Origin of the sequence: Glutamicibacter sp. 0426 (assembly GCF_001906485.1) — a bacterium.
Taxonomy (GTDB): Bacteria; Actinomycetota; Actinomycetes; order Actinomycetales; family Micrococcaceae; genus Glutamicibacter; species Glutamicibacter nicotianae.
In genome coordinates, this window is sequence record NZ_MPBI01000008.1 from 56,416 (window position 1) to 72,518 (window position 16,103).

Sequence of the window (16,103 nt, forward strand, 5' to 3'; positions counted from 1 at the left end):
ATTGGGCGCTTGACCTGCGCAAAGCCAATCCCTAGCCAACTGTGCACCGGATCACAGGTACGAAGCATCGTGTTGCCATGAATTGCTTGCCTGAAGTGGTCCTTTCTCATTTGGCGAGGGCACGAAAAAATGGGTGCCGACCCACGGAAGCATTCCGTGAATCGGCACCCATCGGCGCCGTGCCTGTTGAGGGCTACGGGGCCAGCAGGCCCAGCAGCTCAGGCAGCCACATCGACAGCTGCGGCACGAAGGCCACCACGAACAGCATGGCGATCAGCGCGATGAAGAACGGCACCAGGGCCTTGATCACCGGCTCGGCGCGCAGGCCGGCCACCTTGGCGCCGACGAACAGCACGTTGCCCACCGGCGGGGTGATCGTGCCCAGGCACAGGTTGAACGTCACCATGATGCCGAAGTGGATCGGGTCCACGCCGAATTCGGTGACGATCGGCAGGAAGATCGGCACGAAGATCAGGATCGCCGGGGTCGGGTCCATGAACGTGCCCACGATCAGCAGGATCACCATGATCAGGATCAGGATCATGGTCGGCGAGCCGGTCAGGCCCAGCAGGCCGTTGGAGATCGCCGCCGGGATCCCGGAGAAGGCCATGACCCACGCCATGATGGTGGAGACGCCCACCAGCAGCATCACGATCGAGGTGGTGACGGTCGCGTCAAGGATGATGCGCGGCAGGTCGCTGATCTTGATCGCCCGGTAGGCGAAGCCCAGGATCAGGCAGTACACCACGGCGATGACCGCGGACTCGGTCGGGGTGAAGATGCCGGCCAGGATGCCGCCGATCACGATCACGATCATCAGGATCGAGGGGAACGCGCGCCACAGGGTCAGCAGCGCCACCGGCAGGGTGACCTTCTGGTAGTTGTTCAGCTCCTTGCGCTTGCGCACGTAGAGGAACACGATCAGCATGCAGGCCAGCGCCCACAGGATGCCCGGGATGTAGCCGGCCACGAAGAGCGTGGCGATGGAGGTGCTGGAGACCAGCGAGTACACGATCAGCGTGTTCGACGGCGGGATCAGCATGCCCGACGGGGCGGAGGCGATGTTCACCGCGGCGGAGAAGTTCTTGTCGTAGCCTTCCTTGGCCTGGCGCGGGCCGATGACCCCGCCGACGGCTGCGGCCGAGGCCACTGCGGCGCCGGAGACCGAGCCGAACAGCGCGTTGGCCACCACGTTGGTCTGCGCCAGCGAGCCGGGCATGCGCCCGACGAGCACCTTGGCCGCGTCGATCAGACGCCCGGCAATGCCGCCGTTGTTCATCAGCACGCCGGCCAGGATGAAGAACGGGATGGCCAGCAGGGCGAAGGAGTTGATGCCGGTGAACATGCGCTGGGCAGCCACGAAGGAGGCCTTTTCCATGCCGATGACCGCCGCGACGGCGACGAAGGCGGAGAAGCCGACGGCAATCGCGATCGGCACCCGCAACAGCAGCAGGACGGCAATGCCGAGAACCAGGACGATGCCTGCAATGAGCGCTGCATCCATGATCAGATCGCCTCCCGGATTTCTTCATCGAATTCGTCGGGCAGGCCGCGTCCGCGCAGTGCCTCGACCAGGTGGAACAGGGCGTAGAACGCGGTCAGCACGCCGGAGATCGGCAGTGCCAAGTACATCGCGCCCACGCTGACCGGCAGGCCCGAGACCTGCTGGGTCCAGGTCAGATCGACCCCGCGCAGCCCGCCCCAGATGAGCACGAACACCGCGAACAGCAGGATGATGAATTGGACGAACGCCTCGGTGTAGCGCTTGTGGCTGATCTTCAGCAGGCGCACCATGAAGTCCACGGCAATGTGCCCGCGGTCGGCGAAGACGTAGGCGGAGCCGAACAGCGCCAGCCAGACGAACAGGTACTGGGCAGCGGTGGTGGTCCAGGTGGCAGGATCCTGCAGCACCTGGCGGGTGAAGACCTGCCAGCAGACCACCAGCACGAGCACCGCGAACAGTGCGATGCACAGCCACCTCAGCAGGAAATCCAGGACGGATTTGATCGCATTCACTGTGCGGCCTCCGTGATCTTCTCGTACAGCTCACGGGCGTCGTCGCTGGTCAAAGCCGATTCGACGACCGGGGCCAGGGCCTTGTCGAAGGCTGCCTTGTCTACGTCGTTGAACTTGGTGCCCGAAGCCTTGGCGGATTCGATGGCCTTCTCGGTGTCGGCATTCCACAGCTTCACGTGCTCATCCACGGTCTTCTGCCATTCGGTTTCCAGGATCGCCCGGTCTTCGGGGGTCATTTCCTCCAGCAGCGTGGAGTTGACCAGCATGTAGTCAAGGCCCACCAGATGGCTGGTGCGGGCCACGTACTTGGCGACCTCGTTGTGCTTCTGCGTGACGTAGGAAATCTCGTTGTTCTCCGCACCGTCGAGCACGCCCGCCTGCAGCGCGGTGTAGACCTCGCCGTAGGACATCGGGGTGGCAGCGCCGCCCATGGCGTTGATCATCTTGATGTGCAGCTCGGATTCCTGGACGCGGATCTTCATGCCGGCCAGGTCCTTGGGCTCCTTGATCGGGCCCTTGACGGTGTACAGGTTGCGGTCGCCCTGGGTCAGTCCGCCCAGCACGGTCAGGTCCTTGGACTCTTCCAGCGAGGAGAACAGCGGACCGACGATGCCCTTGTCGCGCAGCACCGAGATCTGGTGGTCGATGCCCTTGAAGACGGTCGGCAGGTTCAGCGTGGCGAATTCCGGGTTCAGGTTTTCCAGCTGCGTGCCGGAGGCAATGGCCATGTCCACCGAACCGTCGGAGACCAGCTGGATGACTTCCTGCTGGGCACCGAGGGTTTCATTGGGGTACACCTTGATGTCCCAGCGCCCGTCGGTGGCGGCCTTCAGCCGTTCGCCGAAGTCGGTCAGCGCAATGTACGAGGGGTGGGATTCTGACTGGTTCAGCGAGAGCACCATGGTCTTGCCTTCTTGGGCATTGCCCGAGACGCCGGCGGTGCAGCCCGTGAGGGCCAAGGCGGCGGCACAGGCCCCGGCGACCCAGCGCAGGGCGCGAAGTTTCATCTCTTCAAGCTACTTTCCGGCCGGCGGGGCAGCGCTGCCCCGTTCCCTGCAGGCAAGTCGATCTGCACTGCGAGTGTCTCCGGCCACATTGACGGTTCAACTGATAATCTCCGCCCAGCAGGGCCACTGGCCAATTGTTGCCAATAATTGCCATAGGCTTCCACTTGCACTCCTTCGCGCCGCACACTTGTTACATGCAGCACCCACCAGCATCCGGAAAATCGGTCACCATCTACGACGTCGCCCGCGCCGCCGGGGTTTCGGCGTCCACGGTGTCCCGCGCCTTTGCGCGGCCCGGACGGGTCAGCTTCGCCACCGCGGAGAAGATCCGCCAGGTGGCCGCCGAGCTGGGCTACCGTTCCATGGAGATGCGCCGGCCGATGCCCGAAGGCAAGGAACGGCACGGCACCATTGCGCTGGTCATCGCCGATATTTCCAACCCGGTCTACTTCGAGATGATCCGCGGGGCCGAGGAGGAGGCCGCCAAGAACGGCTACACGATGCTGCTGGCCAACACCCGGGAATCGGGGATCGTGGAACGCGAAGCCATCGAGCGTTCGCTGGGCATCGTGGACGGGATCGTGCTCTCCAGCTCGCGCATGTCCGACGCGGGGATCCGGTCCATGGCCAAGCAGAAGCCCACGATCGTGATGAACCGGGGAGTGAGCGGGGTGGCCAGCGTCGTCACCGACAACGAGCGGGGGATCATCCGGGCGGTCACCCACCTGCGCGAGCTGGGGCACCGGAATATCGCCTACCTGGCGGGCCCCGAAGCGTCCTGGGCCAACGGGATGCGCTGGCGGGCGCTGAAGATGTGCGCCGCCGAGCACGGCCACAAGTCCCTGCTCTTCTCCCCGCGGGTGCCCACCATCGCCGCCGGCGCGCAGATCGCCGACCAGGTGCTTTCGTCGAATGCCACCGCGGTGCTCGCCTACAACGACCAGCTGGCCATCGGGTTCATGCGCCAAGCGCAGAAGAACGGGTTCGACGTGCCCGGGGACATCTCGGTGGTGGGCTTCGACAACTCCTCGGACGCCGATCTGGTCACCCCCGGGCTGACCAGCGTCGCCGCCCCGCTGCACGCCCTGGGCGCCGCCGCGGTGCGCAACCTGCTGGCCATTGCGCGCGGGGCCGCCGATGCGCCGGACCGCCCGGTGGTGCTGCCCACCCGGCTGGCGGTGCGCGGCTCCACCGCCGCCCCGCCGCGCGGCTGAGGCGCGCGCAGCGCAAGGCTATGGTGCAACTCATGGCAACTAGTTGCCATCCGGCCATGGGGGTATGGACGATCGAGTCATGTCTTCTTCGATTGCCAACCACCCTGATCGGTTGCTGCCCGCGGACGCCGGTGTCCGCGAGATCGCCCGTTCGCTGCATGCCGCCGTGGAGCACCTGCCGATCATTTCCCCGCACGGACATGTGGATGCCGGGATGATCGCCCGCGACGACGCGTTCCCGGACCCCACCGCGCTGCTGATCAGCCCCGACCACTACGTCACCCGCCTGCTGCACGCCAACAATGTCCCGCTGGATGCGCTGCGCGTGGGCGGCAGCCAGAAGGTCTCCGCGCTGGACGCGTGGAAGACCTTCTGCGCCAACTACCACCTGTTCGACGGCACCGCCTCGGGCTACTGGCTGCGCCAGGAATTCATCGAGGTTTTCGGCATCGATGACCGGGAAATCACCGCCGAGAACGCAGAAGCGACCTACCGTGCGATCCAGGCGCGCATCGACGCCCCGGACTTCCGCCCGCGCGCGCTGATGGACTCCTTCAGCATCGAGGTGCTCGCCACCACCGACGACCCGCTCGATGACCTGGCTGCGCACCGCCAGCTGGCGCAGGATTCCTCGTTCGCCCCGCGCGTGCTGCCGACCTTCCGCCCGGATGCCTACATCAAGTTCTGGGGCGCCGACTTCGCGCAGAAGGCCGATGCGCTGATCCAGGCCGCCGGCGAGGGCAAGGCCGGATACGACGGCTACCTGGCCGCCATGGCCACCCGCCGCCAGTACTTCGTCGAGCACGGGGCGGTGTCCTCGGACCACGGCGCGCAGACCCCCGCCACCTTGAAGCTGGACCGGGACGAGGCCGCCGCGTTGTTCGCCAAGGGCATGGCAGGCACCGCGTCCATGGCGGAGGCGCTGGCCTTCGAAGCGCACATGATGTACCAGCAGGCGGCCATGGCCGTACAGGACGGGCTGGTCATGACGATGCATCCAGGGGTGCACCGCAACACCCACACGGCGACGCTGGCCGCCTTCGGCCCGGATACCGGGCACGACATCCCCTTCGCGGTGGACTACGCCGGCGGGCTGCGTCCGCTGCTGGAAGACTTCGGCACCGCGCCGGGCTTCCACTTCATCCCCTTCACCATCGACGAGACCGTGTTCTCCCGCGAGATCGCGCCGCTGGCCGGGTTCTACCCGTCGGTGTTCATCGGCGCCCCGTGGTGGTTCCTGGACGCGCCGGATGCGATGATGCGCTTCCGCTCCGCGGTGACCGAAACCGCCGGGTTCTCCCGTTCCTCCGGGTTCATCGACGACACTCGCGCCTTCTGCTCCATCCCGGCACGGCACGACGCCTCACGCCGGATCGAGGCCTCCTTCCTGGCCCGGCTGGTCGCCGAGCACCGGATCACCGAGGAACGCGCGCACCAGATCATCGTCGACATCGTCGACGCCGCGCCGCGACGGGCGTTCAAGCTGTGAGCGCGGCATTGGACCGCAGCGCCGTGGCCGCGCCGGCGCGCCGGCCGCGCATCGTGCACATCGGGCTGGGTGCCTTCCACCGCGCCCATCAGGCCTGGTACACCGCCAAGGCCGATAGCGAGTGGGGCATCACCGCCTTCACCGGGCGTTCGGCCACCGCCGCCGCGGCGCTGGCCCCGCAAGGCGGGCTCTACACGCTGGTGACCCGCGGGCCGGAAGCCGACAAGTTCGAGGTAGTGGACTCGATCCTGGCCGCCCATGACGGCAACAACCTGCCGCTGCTCACCGAGAAGCTGGCCGACCCGGCAACCGCGATCCTGACGCTGACCATCACCGAGGCCGGATACCGCATGGCTGCCGGAGCCGGAGCACCGCGTCTGGACCTGGCGGATCCCGCCGTGGCCGCCGACCTGGAGGAGCTGGCCGACGCCTACGACGGACGGGTCTTCGCCCCCTCGGCGCTCGGCGCCGCGCAGCTGGTGCTGCGCACCGTCCCGGCCCGCATCCTGGTGGGCCTGGCCGCCCGACGGGCCGGCGATGGCTGGCCGCTAGCGGTAGTCTCCTGCGACAACCTCCCGAATAACGGGTCGGTGGCAGAAGCCAGCATCGTGGCCCTCGCCGAGCAGATCGACGGGCAGCTGGCCGACTGGATCCGCGAGAACGTCTCCTTCGTGGACACCTCGATCGACCGCATCACCCCGCGCACCACCGGCGCCGACGTCGCCACGGTGGCCGCCGCCACCGGATTCGCCGATGCCAGCCCGGTGGTCACCGAGCCCTTCAGCTCCTGGGTGCTGTGCGGGGACTTCCCCGCAGGCCGCCCCGACTGGGAGAAGGCCGGGGCGCAGTTCGTCGCCGAGCTGGAGCCCTTCGAGCGCCGCAAGCTGTGGCTGCTCAACGGCGCCCACACGCTGATGTCCTTCGCCGGGCAGCTGCGCGGGCACCAGACCGTGGCACAGGCGCTAGCCGACGAGCAGGTCTCCGGCTGGGTCGAGGAGTTCTGGGATGCGGCCGCCGCGCACCTGCAGGAACCTGAACTGGATATCCCCGGATACCGCCGCGCCCTGCGTGCGCGCTTCGAGAATCCGCGCATCGCGCACCACCTGGCGCAGATCGCCATGGACGGCTCGATCAAGCTGGCAGCCCGCGCGCTGCCGGTCTACCGGGCCGAGCGGGACGCCGGACGCGACGGGCACGCCGCCCTGCGGCTGATCGCCGCCTGGTGCGAGCAGCTCGCAGCGCAGCACGCGGCCGGAACGCCGATCGCCGACGCGAATGCCGAAGCGCTCGTCGCGGTGCTCGATGACGCCTCGCTGGAAGCCGGCAGCACCGCGCAGAGCGCCGCCCTGGTGGCAATCATCGACTCCCGCCTGGCCGGCGAGGCCGAAGCCGTCGACGCGATCACCGCGCTGCGCCCAGGCTTCGCCAACTAGCTTTTTCTCCACAAGTATTCGCGCGGGCACCGAAGCCCGCGTTCCCCGAAAGGAACGCCATGAAAATCATCAAGGCAGAAGTCTTCGTGACCAGCCCGTCACGCAACTTCGTGACCCTGAAGGTCACCACCGAATCCGGACTGGTCGGCATCGGCGACGCTACCGTGAACGGCCGCGAGCTGGCCGTCGCCTCCTACCTGAAGGACCACGTCGCGCAGCTGCTGATCGGCCGCGACGCGCACCAGATCGAGGACACCTGGCAGTTCATCTACCGCTCCAGCTACTGGCGCCGCGGCCCGATCACCATGGCAGCGATCGCCGCGGTGGACATGGCCCTGTGGGACATCAAGGGCAAGGCCGCGAACATGCCGGTCTACCAGCTGCTCGGCGGCGCCTCGCGCCGCGGGCTGCGCGCCTACGGCCACGCCTCGGGCACCGACATCCCGCAGCTGTTCGACTCGATCCGCGAGCACCTGGAACTGGGCTACAAGTCCATCCGCGTGCAGACCGCGGTGCCGGGCATCAAGGCTGTCTACGGCGTAGCCGCCCAGGCCCAGTCCTCCGGCGAACGCTACGACTACGAGCCGGCCGGCCGCGGCACCTACCCGCAGGAAGAGGACTGGGACACCCGCGCCTACCTGCGCCACCTGCCGACAGTGTTCGAAGCGGTGCGCAACGAATTCGGCCCGGAGATCCCGCTGCTGCACGACGGCCACCACCGCATGACCCCGCTGCAGGCTGCCAAGCTGGGCAAGTCGCTGGAACCCTACGACCTGTTCTGGCTCGAGGACTGCACCCCGGCCGAGAACCAGGACGCCCTGCGCCTGGTGCGCGAGCACACCACCACCCCGCTGGCCATCGGCGAGATCTTCAATACCATCTGGGACTTCCAGACCCTGATCAAGGACCAGCTGATCGACTACGTGCGTGCGGCTTCCACCCACTTCGGCGGCATCTCGCCGCTGAAGAAGGTCATGGACTACGCAGCCCAGTACCAGATCAAGTCCGGCTTCCACGGCCCGACCGACATCTCCCCGGTGGGCTTCGCCGCCCAGCTGCACGTGGGCCTGGCCATCCACAACTACGGCATCCAGGAGTACATGCAGCACTCGGACGCCACCAACACCGTCTTCGAGCAGTCGATGACCTTCAAGGACGGCTACCTGCACCCAGGCGACAAGCCTGGCCTGGGCGTCGAGTTCAACGAGGAAGCCGCGCTGTCCTACCCGTACCAGCAGGCCTACCTGCCGTACAACCGCCTGGTTGACGGCACGGTGCACGACTGGTGAGCGAGGCGATCATGGACAAGCCGCTGTCGGCGCCATCGGGCACCGGGGCCGGACGCATCGTGGTCATGGGGGTCTCCGGCTGCGGCAAATCCACCGTGGGCGAGCTGCTGGGCCAGCGGATCGCCTCGGAGTTCCTCGACGGGGATTCCCTGCATCCTCAGGCGAATATCGCGAAGATGTCTGCCGGCATCCCGCTGGATGATGCAGACCGCGAACCGTGGCTCGGCGAAATCGGCAAGCGGCTGGCCGCCGAGGATGGCAAGCCGCTGATCATTGCGTGCTCTGCGCTCAAGCGCAAGTACCGCGACCAGATCAGGGCGCAGGCGCCGGATACGGTGTTCATCCATTTGAACGGCAGCTTCGAGCTGCTGTCCCAGCGCATGGCAGAGCGCACCGGGCACTTCATGCCGGTGGAGCTGCTGAAATCCCAGTTCGAGACGCTTGACGAGCTGCAGGCTGACGAGCGCGGCGTGGTGCTGGATATTTCGGCCTCGCCTCAGCAGCTGGTCAACGACGTCGCCGATTGGCTGGGCAACGCCTAGCCGGTTGGCGCGAAGCTAGGGGAAGATACGGGTTGCCCGTATCTTCCCCCAGCTTTTTTGCGCCTAGATGCCGCCAGCTTCGGCCTGCTGGTTGCTGATCATCGAGCGCTCGGCCACCAGGGTGCTGATGAGCAGCAGGGCCGCGGCGGCAAGCCAGGGAACATAAGGCAGGGAGTGCTCGGGCGGCAGGCCCGAGAGCAGCCAGCGGGCGGCCAGGAACGCGGCCGATGCCAGCACCAGCGACACGGCGAAGGCGATGCCCCGGTGCTTGCGGTCCACGCCCTGCCATGCGCGGACTTTGCCGCCGGCCGGTGCGCCAGTGGTGATCCCGAAGAACTTCAGCATGCGTTCCCTCTCGATAAGGTTCGATGGTTGCCTTATAAGGTTCAAGTCAACTAAGAGTTATCTTGATCTTATCGAGAATGGAGATTGCTGTACATGGTACTTTTGGAGGAGTTTGCCTCTCTGGCTTTCCGGGTCGCGGTCACCGGCTCCTAGCGCCGAGCAGGATCCCTGCCTTATCATCAGTGAGTCAGGAACACGGCTCCAGCTGGTTCCGGCGCTCTCAAAAGGGGCGATACCCGTTGCGGTGAAGCAACCGGTAACGGCAGACATATATGGAATTTCTTCAGCACGATTTCTTGAAAAGAGTCCATAATGTCCAGCGTTTCAGCTGCCATTGCCCATGCCCTCAAGCCCCTGGCCCCGCGAATTTTCGGATTGATGGGCAACGGCAACGCCCACTTCCTCGACGCCGCGGTGCGTGCAGGCTTCGACTACACCGCAGTGCGCCATGAATCGGCCGCCGTTTCGGCCGCCGACGCGTACTTCCGCATCTCCAACAAGCTGGCCATCGCCTCCACCACCTACGGTGCCGGCTACACCAACACCACCACTGCCCTGGCCGAGGCCGCCGCGGCGGGGACCCCGCTGCTGTTCGTCACCGGCGACGCGCCGACGTCGGGCCTGCGCGGCTGGGACGTGGACCAGGCCGCGATCGATGCCGCGGTGCGGGCGCCCCGCTACGTCGTCGACCGCAACACCCCGGGTGCGACCGCACTTGAGGCGGCGGCCCATGCGCTGCGCGAGCAGCTGCCGGTGGTCCTGGCCATTCCCTATGACCTGGCAGCGCTGGATTCCCTCGAAGAGCAGCTTCCCGATTTCGCCTCCCTGCGCAGCACCCCGCCGGCGCCGCAGCTGAACTCCACCCAGCTGGAGCAGATCGCTGCCAAGCTCAACGCCTCGCAGCGCACCCACATCCTCTATGGCCGCGGCGCAATTGATGCCGCCGAGCAGGTCCAGGCGCTGGCTCAGAAGCTGGGGGCCACCACCTCGGGCACGCTGCTGGCCCGCGACCTGCTGGACTACGAGTTCGACCTGGGCATCACCGGAGGGTTCTCCACGGAGGCCAACGCCGCGATCATCGCGCAGGCAGATACCGTACTGGTGCTCGGCGCCTCGCTGAACCAGTTCACCATGCGCTTTGGCGAGCTGGTGGCAGACGATGCCACCCTGATCCAGATCGATCTGGGATGCGCGGCCACCAATCCGCGCGTCGACTACTTCGCCACCGGCGATGCGGCCCTGGCTGCCGCGGACCTGCTCGGTGCCGTGGAGCAAGCCGATGACGCATGGCGCGCAGGTCTTGACCTGTCCGAGCTGCGCAGCCGCCCCGCCGGCGACGAGCAGGCCTCCGACGGGCAGCTGGATCCGCGCCGCGTGGCCAGCGAGCTGCAGGGCATCCTGCCGGCCAACCGCGTGCTGGTGCAGGATGGCGGGCACTTCATCGGCTGGGGTCCGATGTACTGGTCGACTTCCGGTGCGCGCTCCCTGGCCTGTGTGGGAACCGCCTACCAGTCCATCGGCCTGGGCATCGCCTCCATGGTGGGTGCGGCCCCGGCGGCGGAAGGCCGCACGGTCGTGCTGGCCGCCGGAGATGGCGGATTCCTGATGGGCCTGGCAGACCTCGAATCGATCGTGCGCACCGTGGAAAGCGGCGTCATCGTCATCTACAACGACTCCGCCTATGGTGCGGAAATCCACCAGTACGGATCCGTCGGCCTGCACGAAGATCCGATGCTGATCCCTACCGTGGATTTTGCCGGCATTGCCAACTCCATGGGAGCGACCGGAATCCGCGTTGGCACGCTGGAAGACCTCGCCGCCGTGCAGCAGTGGGTTGATGCAGGCGCCCGCGGCGTATGCCTGGTGGACGCCCGGGTATCCACGCATGTGCGTGCCCCGTATATGGAAGAAGTCCTATCCGCGAACAAGAAGGCCACTGCGGCTGCGGCATTACAATCCGGTAAAGGTGCTGGAAAGCGGTAGCTGAACGTCGTAGGGTGGATGGGTGCGCAAGTTATTAGTCGGAACAGCGAGTCTGGGTTTAGGGGCACTTCTGATGCTCCCCGCAACCGGCGCACTTGCCGCACCCACCGGACCCGGCGACCCAGCAGGCGCCAATGCCGCGCAGCTTTCGGAGACCTCGCTGCGCGTGGCAACCATCCAGGCAAATCTCACCGGCGAAACCCCCGAAGAGCTGCCCGCGGCCCTGATGCGCGGAACCGACCGGCAGGCAGCCCAGGTTGCGGACAAGATCAGCAGCGCCAACGCGGACGTGGTGGTGCTGACGGATATGGACGCCACCCAGGAGGCAGTTGACGCGCTCAATGAGAACTATCTGAACAATCTGGGCGACGACCGCGCCGACGTGGACTACGGGTATTCCTATCTGGCGGTGGGCTCCAAAGGCCTGCAAAGTGGCGCCGACTTGAACGCCGACGGCGTGATCGGCAGCGCCGAGGACGCGTGGGGCCAGGCCGCATTCGCGGAGCAGGGGTCGATCGTCGTGCTGTCGAAGTACCCGATCGCCCAAGAGCAGGTCACCAGCGTTTCCCAGCTCAAGTGGCAACACGTTGCCAACGACATGCTGCACCACACCAACTTATCCGGCGTGCTGGCAGCGTCCATCCCCGTGATGAGCACCGGCCTATGGGACATTCCCATCCAGTACCGTGGCGAGCCGGTGCATATCCTGGCGACGCAAACCCAGCCGGATGCGCAGGATGAGGAATTCGCCAAGGCACGCCAGATGGACGAGCTGAAGGTCATCGACGGCTATCTCTCCGGCGAGAACTATGTTCGCACCGACGAGGGCGAACATGCAGAAGGCGTGGGCGAAGACCGCTTTGTCATTGCCGGTGCACTGGGCCTGCAAGATGGCTCCGCTGATCGCGTTGACCCTTTCCTCAAGGAACTCAAGCACGCGAACGCTGTCAATGATTCGGGCAGCTACCTGGTGCCGAGCGAAACCTGGCAGGTATTGGGCCAGGGCCGCATCAAGGAGAACCAGCCGAGCACTTCCCAGGCGTTGCCGGGAACAGTCCCCGACTTCGCGAAGGAATCAAGCCCGCTGATCTGGGCCGACATCCAATTCTAGGCGCCGAGCAAGCTGCGCAGATACGGATTGAGGAATCTGCCCTCCGGATCGGCAGCCTGGCGAACCCGCGTGAAATCGCTGAACTTCGGGTAGAGCTGAGCCAATTCCCCAGCCTGAAGCGTATGCTCCTTGCCCCAGTGCGGCCGGCCGCCCAGGGAGCGGAAGATCTCTTCCATGGCTGCAAAGTATCCCGGAGCCTGATCGAGAATGTAGCGGTGCACGGCAATATATGCAGTTTGCCGGCCGCTGGCAGTTCCCAGCCAGGTGGAATCCTCGGCCGCGGTGCGCACCTCGACAGGGAAGAAGACCCCGGTTCCCGAACGCTTGAAGTACGCCCGCACCCTGGCGAAGGCCTCATCGAAGTTGGCCAGCGGGAGCGCATATTCCATTTCGGTGAAACGCACCCGCCGCGCACTGGTGAACACTTCGTTCCACGGTGCGATGCGGCTGCTTTCGGGCAACGCGGCGCACGCCACCTTGGCCAAGGCCGGCGTGGTCTTCGGCAGCGCCGCGCTCACCGAGCTGAGCAGCTGCAATGCGCCATTGGAGACAACTTCATCATTCAGCCAGCGGGCTGCCGCCGGCGGCTGCTCGGTCGGGACTTGGCCGTCGAGGCGGGTATTGATCTTCACCTGGGCTTTGCCGGTGCCCGGGAACCAGAAGAATTCCAGATGGTCTTCTTCCCGTGCGCGCTCGACGAAGCTTTCGGCGATCAGCCCGATAGGTTCGATGATTTCCTCCGCACGCATCATGTAGTGCGGGACGCAGCGCAGCCGCACGTGGGTGAGCACCCCCAGCGCTCCCAGGCCAAGCCGGGAGGCCTCGAATAGTTCGGTGTTCTCCTGAGAGTTGGCACGCAGGTGGGTGCCATCGGCCAGCAGGAGCTGCACCCCGGTGACCGTTCCGCTGAATCCGCTGAATCGCAGGCCGGTGCCGTGGGTGCCGGTGCTGATGGCTCCGGCTACAGATTGCTTGTCGATATCGCCCATATTCTCCAACGCGAGATTGAAGGGCTTGAGCAGTGCAGGGATCTGCCATAGCCGGGTCCCGGCGCGGAAGGTCACCTCGTGGGTGAGGGCGTCGACTTCCTCGATTCCCTGGAAGCCATCCAGGTTCAGCAAGATGCCGTCTGTAGCCGCTAGCGGAGTGAAGGAATGGCCTGCGCCGACGGTGCGCACCGGCTGCTCCAGGTCGGCGGCCAGTTCCAGGACCTGCGCCAATTCCGCGATGCTGCGCGGGGAGCGGATGGCTGCCGGGTGCGCGACAACGGTGCGCGCGAAGTTCTTGAAGGTGCTCACAGGAATGCTTTGCCTTCCCCGCGGTAGGTGGGCCACTGCTCGATGATCTTGCCCTTGGAATACACCGCCACCTTATTAACCCGTTCCGCAGGTTCGCCGGCCTTGGCATGGCGCAGCCAGACCGTTTCGCCAATGGCGATGCGGTGTGCGCTGGGGCCGGTGAGCGGGGTCTGCACCTCGCCGGCTCCTTCCATGGACAGATAGCGCAGCTTCTTTGGGTGCTCGATTCTTGGCAGCCGGTCCTTGCCGGCGGGACCCGATGCGGTCCAACCGCCTCCGAGGATGGTGACTGTTCGCTCATCGGGACGGCGGACCACAGGGAAGCCCAGATACAGGGCAGGGGCGGGTCGGAATGCGCGATAGGAATCGAACAGCGCGGGCGCGAACAGCCCTGAACCCGCGGCAATCTCGGTGATAGCGGGTTCTTGGACAGTGCTTTCCACCGAACCTGTGCCGCCGGCATTCACGAAACGCAGCTCGCCCAGCTCCCGGACCAATTCCACGGTTTCGGCCCGGCGCTCGGCCAGTTCGGCGGCGCTGGCTTGGCGCAGCTTGCGCGCGATCAGCGCCTTGGGGCTGAACCCTCCATCGGGAACCGAAGCGATCTGGGATTCGTAGCCCATCAACCCGTCCAGGATGAAGTTGCGGCGACGGTGCACCTCGGCGGCCAGCGCCGCGACCTGTTCCGGCCGGCTCAGCGGCGAACGTGCGGCGCCGATGCGGATATTGCCGCTGGGGTAATAGGCGGCATCCAGTTCCAAGGCGACCTTCAACGCCGGGTGCCCCGGCGCGATTCTGTCGATCAGGTCCAGCTGCTCTTCGGTATCCACCATGAGGGTGACAGCTTCGCAGGCCTGCTCGCTGGCCGCCCACCGGCTGATCGCTTCGGCATCCGTTTGCGGGTACGCAACCACCAAGTCCTTCAAACCGTGGCTGGCCAGCCATAATGCTTCGGCCAAAGTGAAGCAGAGAACGCCCCGGAAGCCTGGCTCGTCGAGCGCGCGCTCCAACGCCTTGCGTACACGCAGGGACTTGGAAGCGATGCGGATCGGCACGCCGCCGGCCCGTTCGCGTAGGGCGATCACGTTTGAATCGAAGGCATCGAGATCGAGCAAAGCGACCGGGTGCTCCGAGATCCCGGCGCTTTTCAAGGCATGGTTATACCGTTTGGCCTGAGCGTTCTTCATAAGCCAACTCTTTCACCAGCATCGGGGAGTTTCAAGGAATTTTTCAAGACGCTTGTGTGAAGGCAGAGCGCTCAAGGCAACTCTCAGGGTCTTGCGGATAAGCTGGAGCCATCATGAAAAACGATCCGATTTCAATGACGTTGCTTGGCAAGGATGGAAAGCCGCGCTCCGGCGTGCAGGATGCCATCATGAAGGGCATCGGCGTGCAGCGCCCGCTGGTGCTTGCCTACATCAAGCGGCTGCGCAAGAAGCACCCGGAAGCCACGGCAGCCGAGCTGGCAGCCATTGTCGAGCGCGATTACCTGCGTGTGGTTACAGGCACCGGTGCAGCCGTGGGTGGAACCGCAGCCGTCCCTGCTGTCGGCACCGGCGTGGCGCTGGGCCTTTCCGTTGCTGCAACGCTGGGCTTCCTGGAAGCTTCTGCGCTGTATGCGCAGAGCCTGGCAGAACTGCACGGCATTGCCATCGAAGACCCGGATCGGTCACGAGTGCTGGTTATGGGCATCATGATGGGCGAGGAAGGCAGCTCAATGATTGCCGGCTTGACTGCCCAAGCCGCAGGCCGCGGCGGAGGACCGGTCCAGGGCTGGGCCAAGTCCTTCGGTGCCGGCAAGTCCACGAGCATCTACTCCGCCATGCAGCGCACCATGCAGAAGAAGTTCTTGCGCAAGATCATCGGCACCCAGGCTGCCAGCACCATGGGCCGACTGGTTCCGTTTGGCGTTGGCGCGGCCATCGGCGGTGTCGGCAATCGGTACATGGCCAAGCGCGTGATCGAGAATGCCGCGGTTGCCTTCGAGGGAATCCCTACGGTGGTGCCCAGCTCGTTGCCGCTGGATGATCCACGGGTCATCGACGCTGAGATCGTCGAAGACTAGCTGTACAAGGATTGCCGACTACCTTGGTGGTCGGCTTCCGTTTTTAAGATGTCTTTTCATGCGTTGCATGAAATGTTTTCGGGTACCGATCCGCTAGAACTCGCGCTTTAATCGGCGTTGCGAAATTAAGTGGGCACGGTCACCAGCCAAAACCACCCACCCGATTTGCAGGACCCCCAAAACCTGTGTATAGTTTTTCCTTGTCGCCGAGAACAAAACGGAACAAAAAACCGGATGTGAAACGGCGGCAGAACCCCAGAAAATCAAGGTTTTTCCACAGTCTTGTGGATAAGGAATTGAAAAGAATGGGA

At 65.4% G+C, this 16,103-nt stretch carries 14 protein-coding genes; 8 read left to right on the forward strand and 6 right to left on the reverse strand.

Features of this window, described 5'->3' with window-relative positions; translation table 11 throughout:
* Nucleotides 1–193: 193 nt before the first annotated feature.
* From BKX98_RS15885 to BKX98_RS15895, 3 genes are read right to left on the reverse strand one after another with little or no spacing between them, the layout of a single operon-like run.
* Nucleotides 194–1,504 (reverse strand): TRAP transporter large permease, encoded by a 1,311-nt coding sequence (locus tag BKX98_RS15885; protein ID WP_143181161.1) that lies wholly within the window; start codon nucleotides 1,502–1,504, stop codon nucleotides 194–196.
* Between the two features lie 2 nt (nucleotides 1,505–1,506).
* The gene (locus BKX98_RS15890) at nucleotides 1,507–2,016 is read right to left on the reverse strand and encodes a TRAP transporter small permease (RefSeq protein ID WP_066144637.1); all 510 of its coding nucleotides are present in this window, start codon (nucleotides 2,014–2,016) and stop codon (nucleotides 1,507–1,509) included.
* Complete coding sequence (locus BKX98_RS15895; RefSeq protein WP_073707976.1) at nucleotides 2,013–3,023, reverse strand: TRAP transporter substrate-binding protein; 1,011 nt, start codon at nucleotides 3,021–3,023, stop codon at nucleotides 2,013–2,015. Before BKX98_RS15895 ends, BKX98_RS15890 begins: the two co-directional genes overlap by 4 nt.
* Before the next feature lie 194 nt (nucleotides 3,024–3,217).
* On the opposite strand from BKX98_RS15895, the gene BKX98_RS15900 reads away from it, so the two are divergent.
* The 5 genes from BKX98_RS15900 to BKX98_RS15920 all read left to right on the forward strand — a co-directional run bounded on the left by BKX98_RS15900 (nucleotide 3,218) and on the right by BKX98_RS15920 (nucleotide 8,990).
* Entirely contained in the window at nucleotides 3,218–4,237 is a 1,020-nt protein-coding gene (locus BKX98_RS15900) for a LacI family DNA-binding transcriptional regulator (protein ID WP_073707977.1), read from the forward strand.
* Between the two features lie 79 nt (nucleotides 4,238–4,316).
* The gene (gene uxaC / locus BKX98_RS15905) at nucleotides 4,317–5,726 is read left to right on the forward strand and encodes a glucuronate isomerase (protein WP_073707978.1); all 1,410 of its coding nucleotides are present in this window, start codon (nucleotides 4,317–4,319) and stop codon (nucleotides 5,724–5,726) included.
* A complete protein-coding gene (locus tag BKX98_RS15910; protein ID WP_073707979.1) occupies nucleotides 5,723–7,159 on the forward strand; it encodes a mannitol dehydrogenase family protein in 1,437 nt (478 codons plus the stop codon). Before uxaC ends, BKX98_RS15910 begins: the two co-directional genes overlap by 4 nt.
* 59 nt (nucleotides 7,160–7,218) lie before the next feature.
* Nucleotides 7,219–8,448 (forward strand): D-mannonate dehydratase ManD, encoded by a 1,230-nt coding sequence (manD, locus tag BKX98_RS15915; RefSeq protein WP_066144652.1) that lies wholly within the window; start codon nucleotides 7,219–7,221, stop codon nucleotides 8,446–8,448.
* Nucleotides 8,445–8,990 carry a gluconokinase gene (locus BKX98_RS15920; RefSeq protein ID WP_233125407.1) on the forward strand — a complete coding sequence of 182 codons (546 nt, stop codon included), beginning with the start codon at nucleotides 8,445–8,447 and terminating at the stop codon, nucleotides 8,988–8,990. The genes manD and BKX98_RS15920 overlap by 4 nt, the downstream gene beginning before the upstream one ends.
* A gap of 63 nt (nucleotides 8,991–9,053) precedes the next feature.
* On the opposite strand, the gene BKX98_RS15925 is transcribed toward BKX98_RS15920, so the two are convergent.
* Nucleotides 9,054–9,335 carry a hypothetical protein gene (locus BKX98_RS15925; protein ID WP_073707980.1) on the reverse strand — a complete coding sequence of 94 codons (282 nt, stop codon included), beginning with the start codon at nucleotides 9,333–9,335 and terminating at the stop codon, nucleotides 9,054–9,056.
* A 312-nt stretch (nucleotides 9,336–9,647) separates the two neighbouring features.
* On the opposite strand from BKX98_RS15925, the gene BKX98_RS15930 reads away from it, so the two are divergent.
* Nucleotides 9,648–11,318 carry a thiamine pyrophosphate-binding protein gene (locus BKX98_RS15930; RefSeq protein ID WP_073707981.1) on the forward strand — a complete coding sequence of 557 codons (1,671 nt, stop codon included), beginning with the start codon at nucleotides 9,648–9,650 and terminating at the stop codon, nucleotides 11,316–11,318.
* 73 nt (nucleotides 11,319–11,391) lie between these two features.
* Nucleotides 11,392–12,429 carry an endonuclease/exonuclease/phosphatase family protein gene (locus BKX98_RS15935; RefSeq protein WP_073707982.1) on the forward strand — a complete coding sequence of 346 codons (1,038 nt, stop codon included), beginning with the start codon at nucleotides 11,392–11,394 and terminating at the stop codon, nucleotides 12,427–12,429.
* On the opposite strand, the gene BKX98_RS15940 is transcribed toward BKX98_RS15935, so the two are convergent.
* Both BKX98_RS15940 and BKX98_RS15945 read right to left on the reverse strand, forming a co-directional pair.
* Nucleotides 12,426–13,727, reverse strand: a complete 1,302-nt coding sequence (locus BKX98_RS15940; RefSeq protein WP_073707983.1) for a D-arabinono-1,4-lactone oxidase — start codon at nucleotides 13,725–13,727, stop codon at nucleotides 12,426–12,428. The genes BKX98_RS15935 and BKX98_RS15940 overlap by 4 nt on opposite strands.
* Nucleotides 13,724–14,914 carry an alanine racemase gene (locus BKX98_RS15945; protein ID WP_073707984.1) on the reverse strand — a complete coding sequence of 397 codons (1,191 nt, stop codon included), beginning with the start codon at nucleotides 14,912–14,914 and terminating at the stop codon, nucleotides 13,724–13,726. Before BKX98_RS15945 ends, BKX98_RS15940 begins: the two co-directional genes overlap by 4 nt.
* A 113-nt stretch (nucleotides 14,915–15,027) precedes the next feature.
* On the opposite strand from BKX98_RS15945, the gene BKX98_RS15950 reads away from it, so the two are divergent.
* Nucleotides 15,028–15,792 (forward strand): hypothetical protein, encoded by a 765-nt coding sequence (locus BKX98_RS15950; RefSeq protein ID WP_038993642.1) that lies wholly within the window; start codon nucleotides 15,028–15,030, stop codon nucleotides 15,790–15,792.
* Nucleotides 15,793–16,103 lie beyond the last annotated feature (311 nt).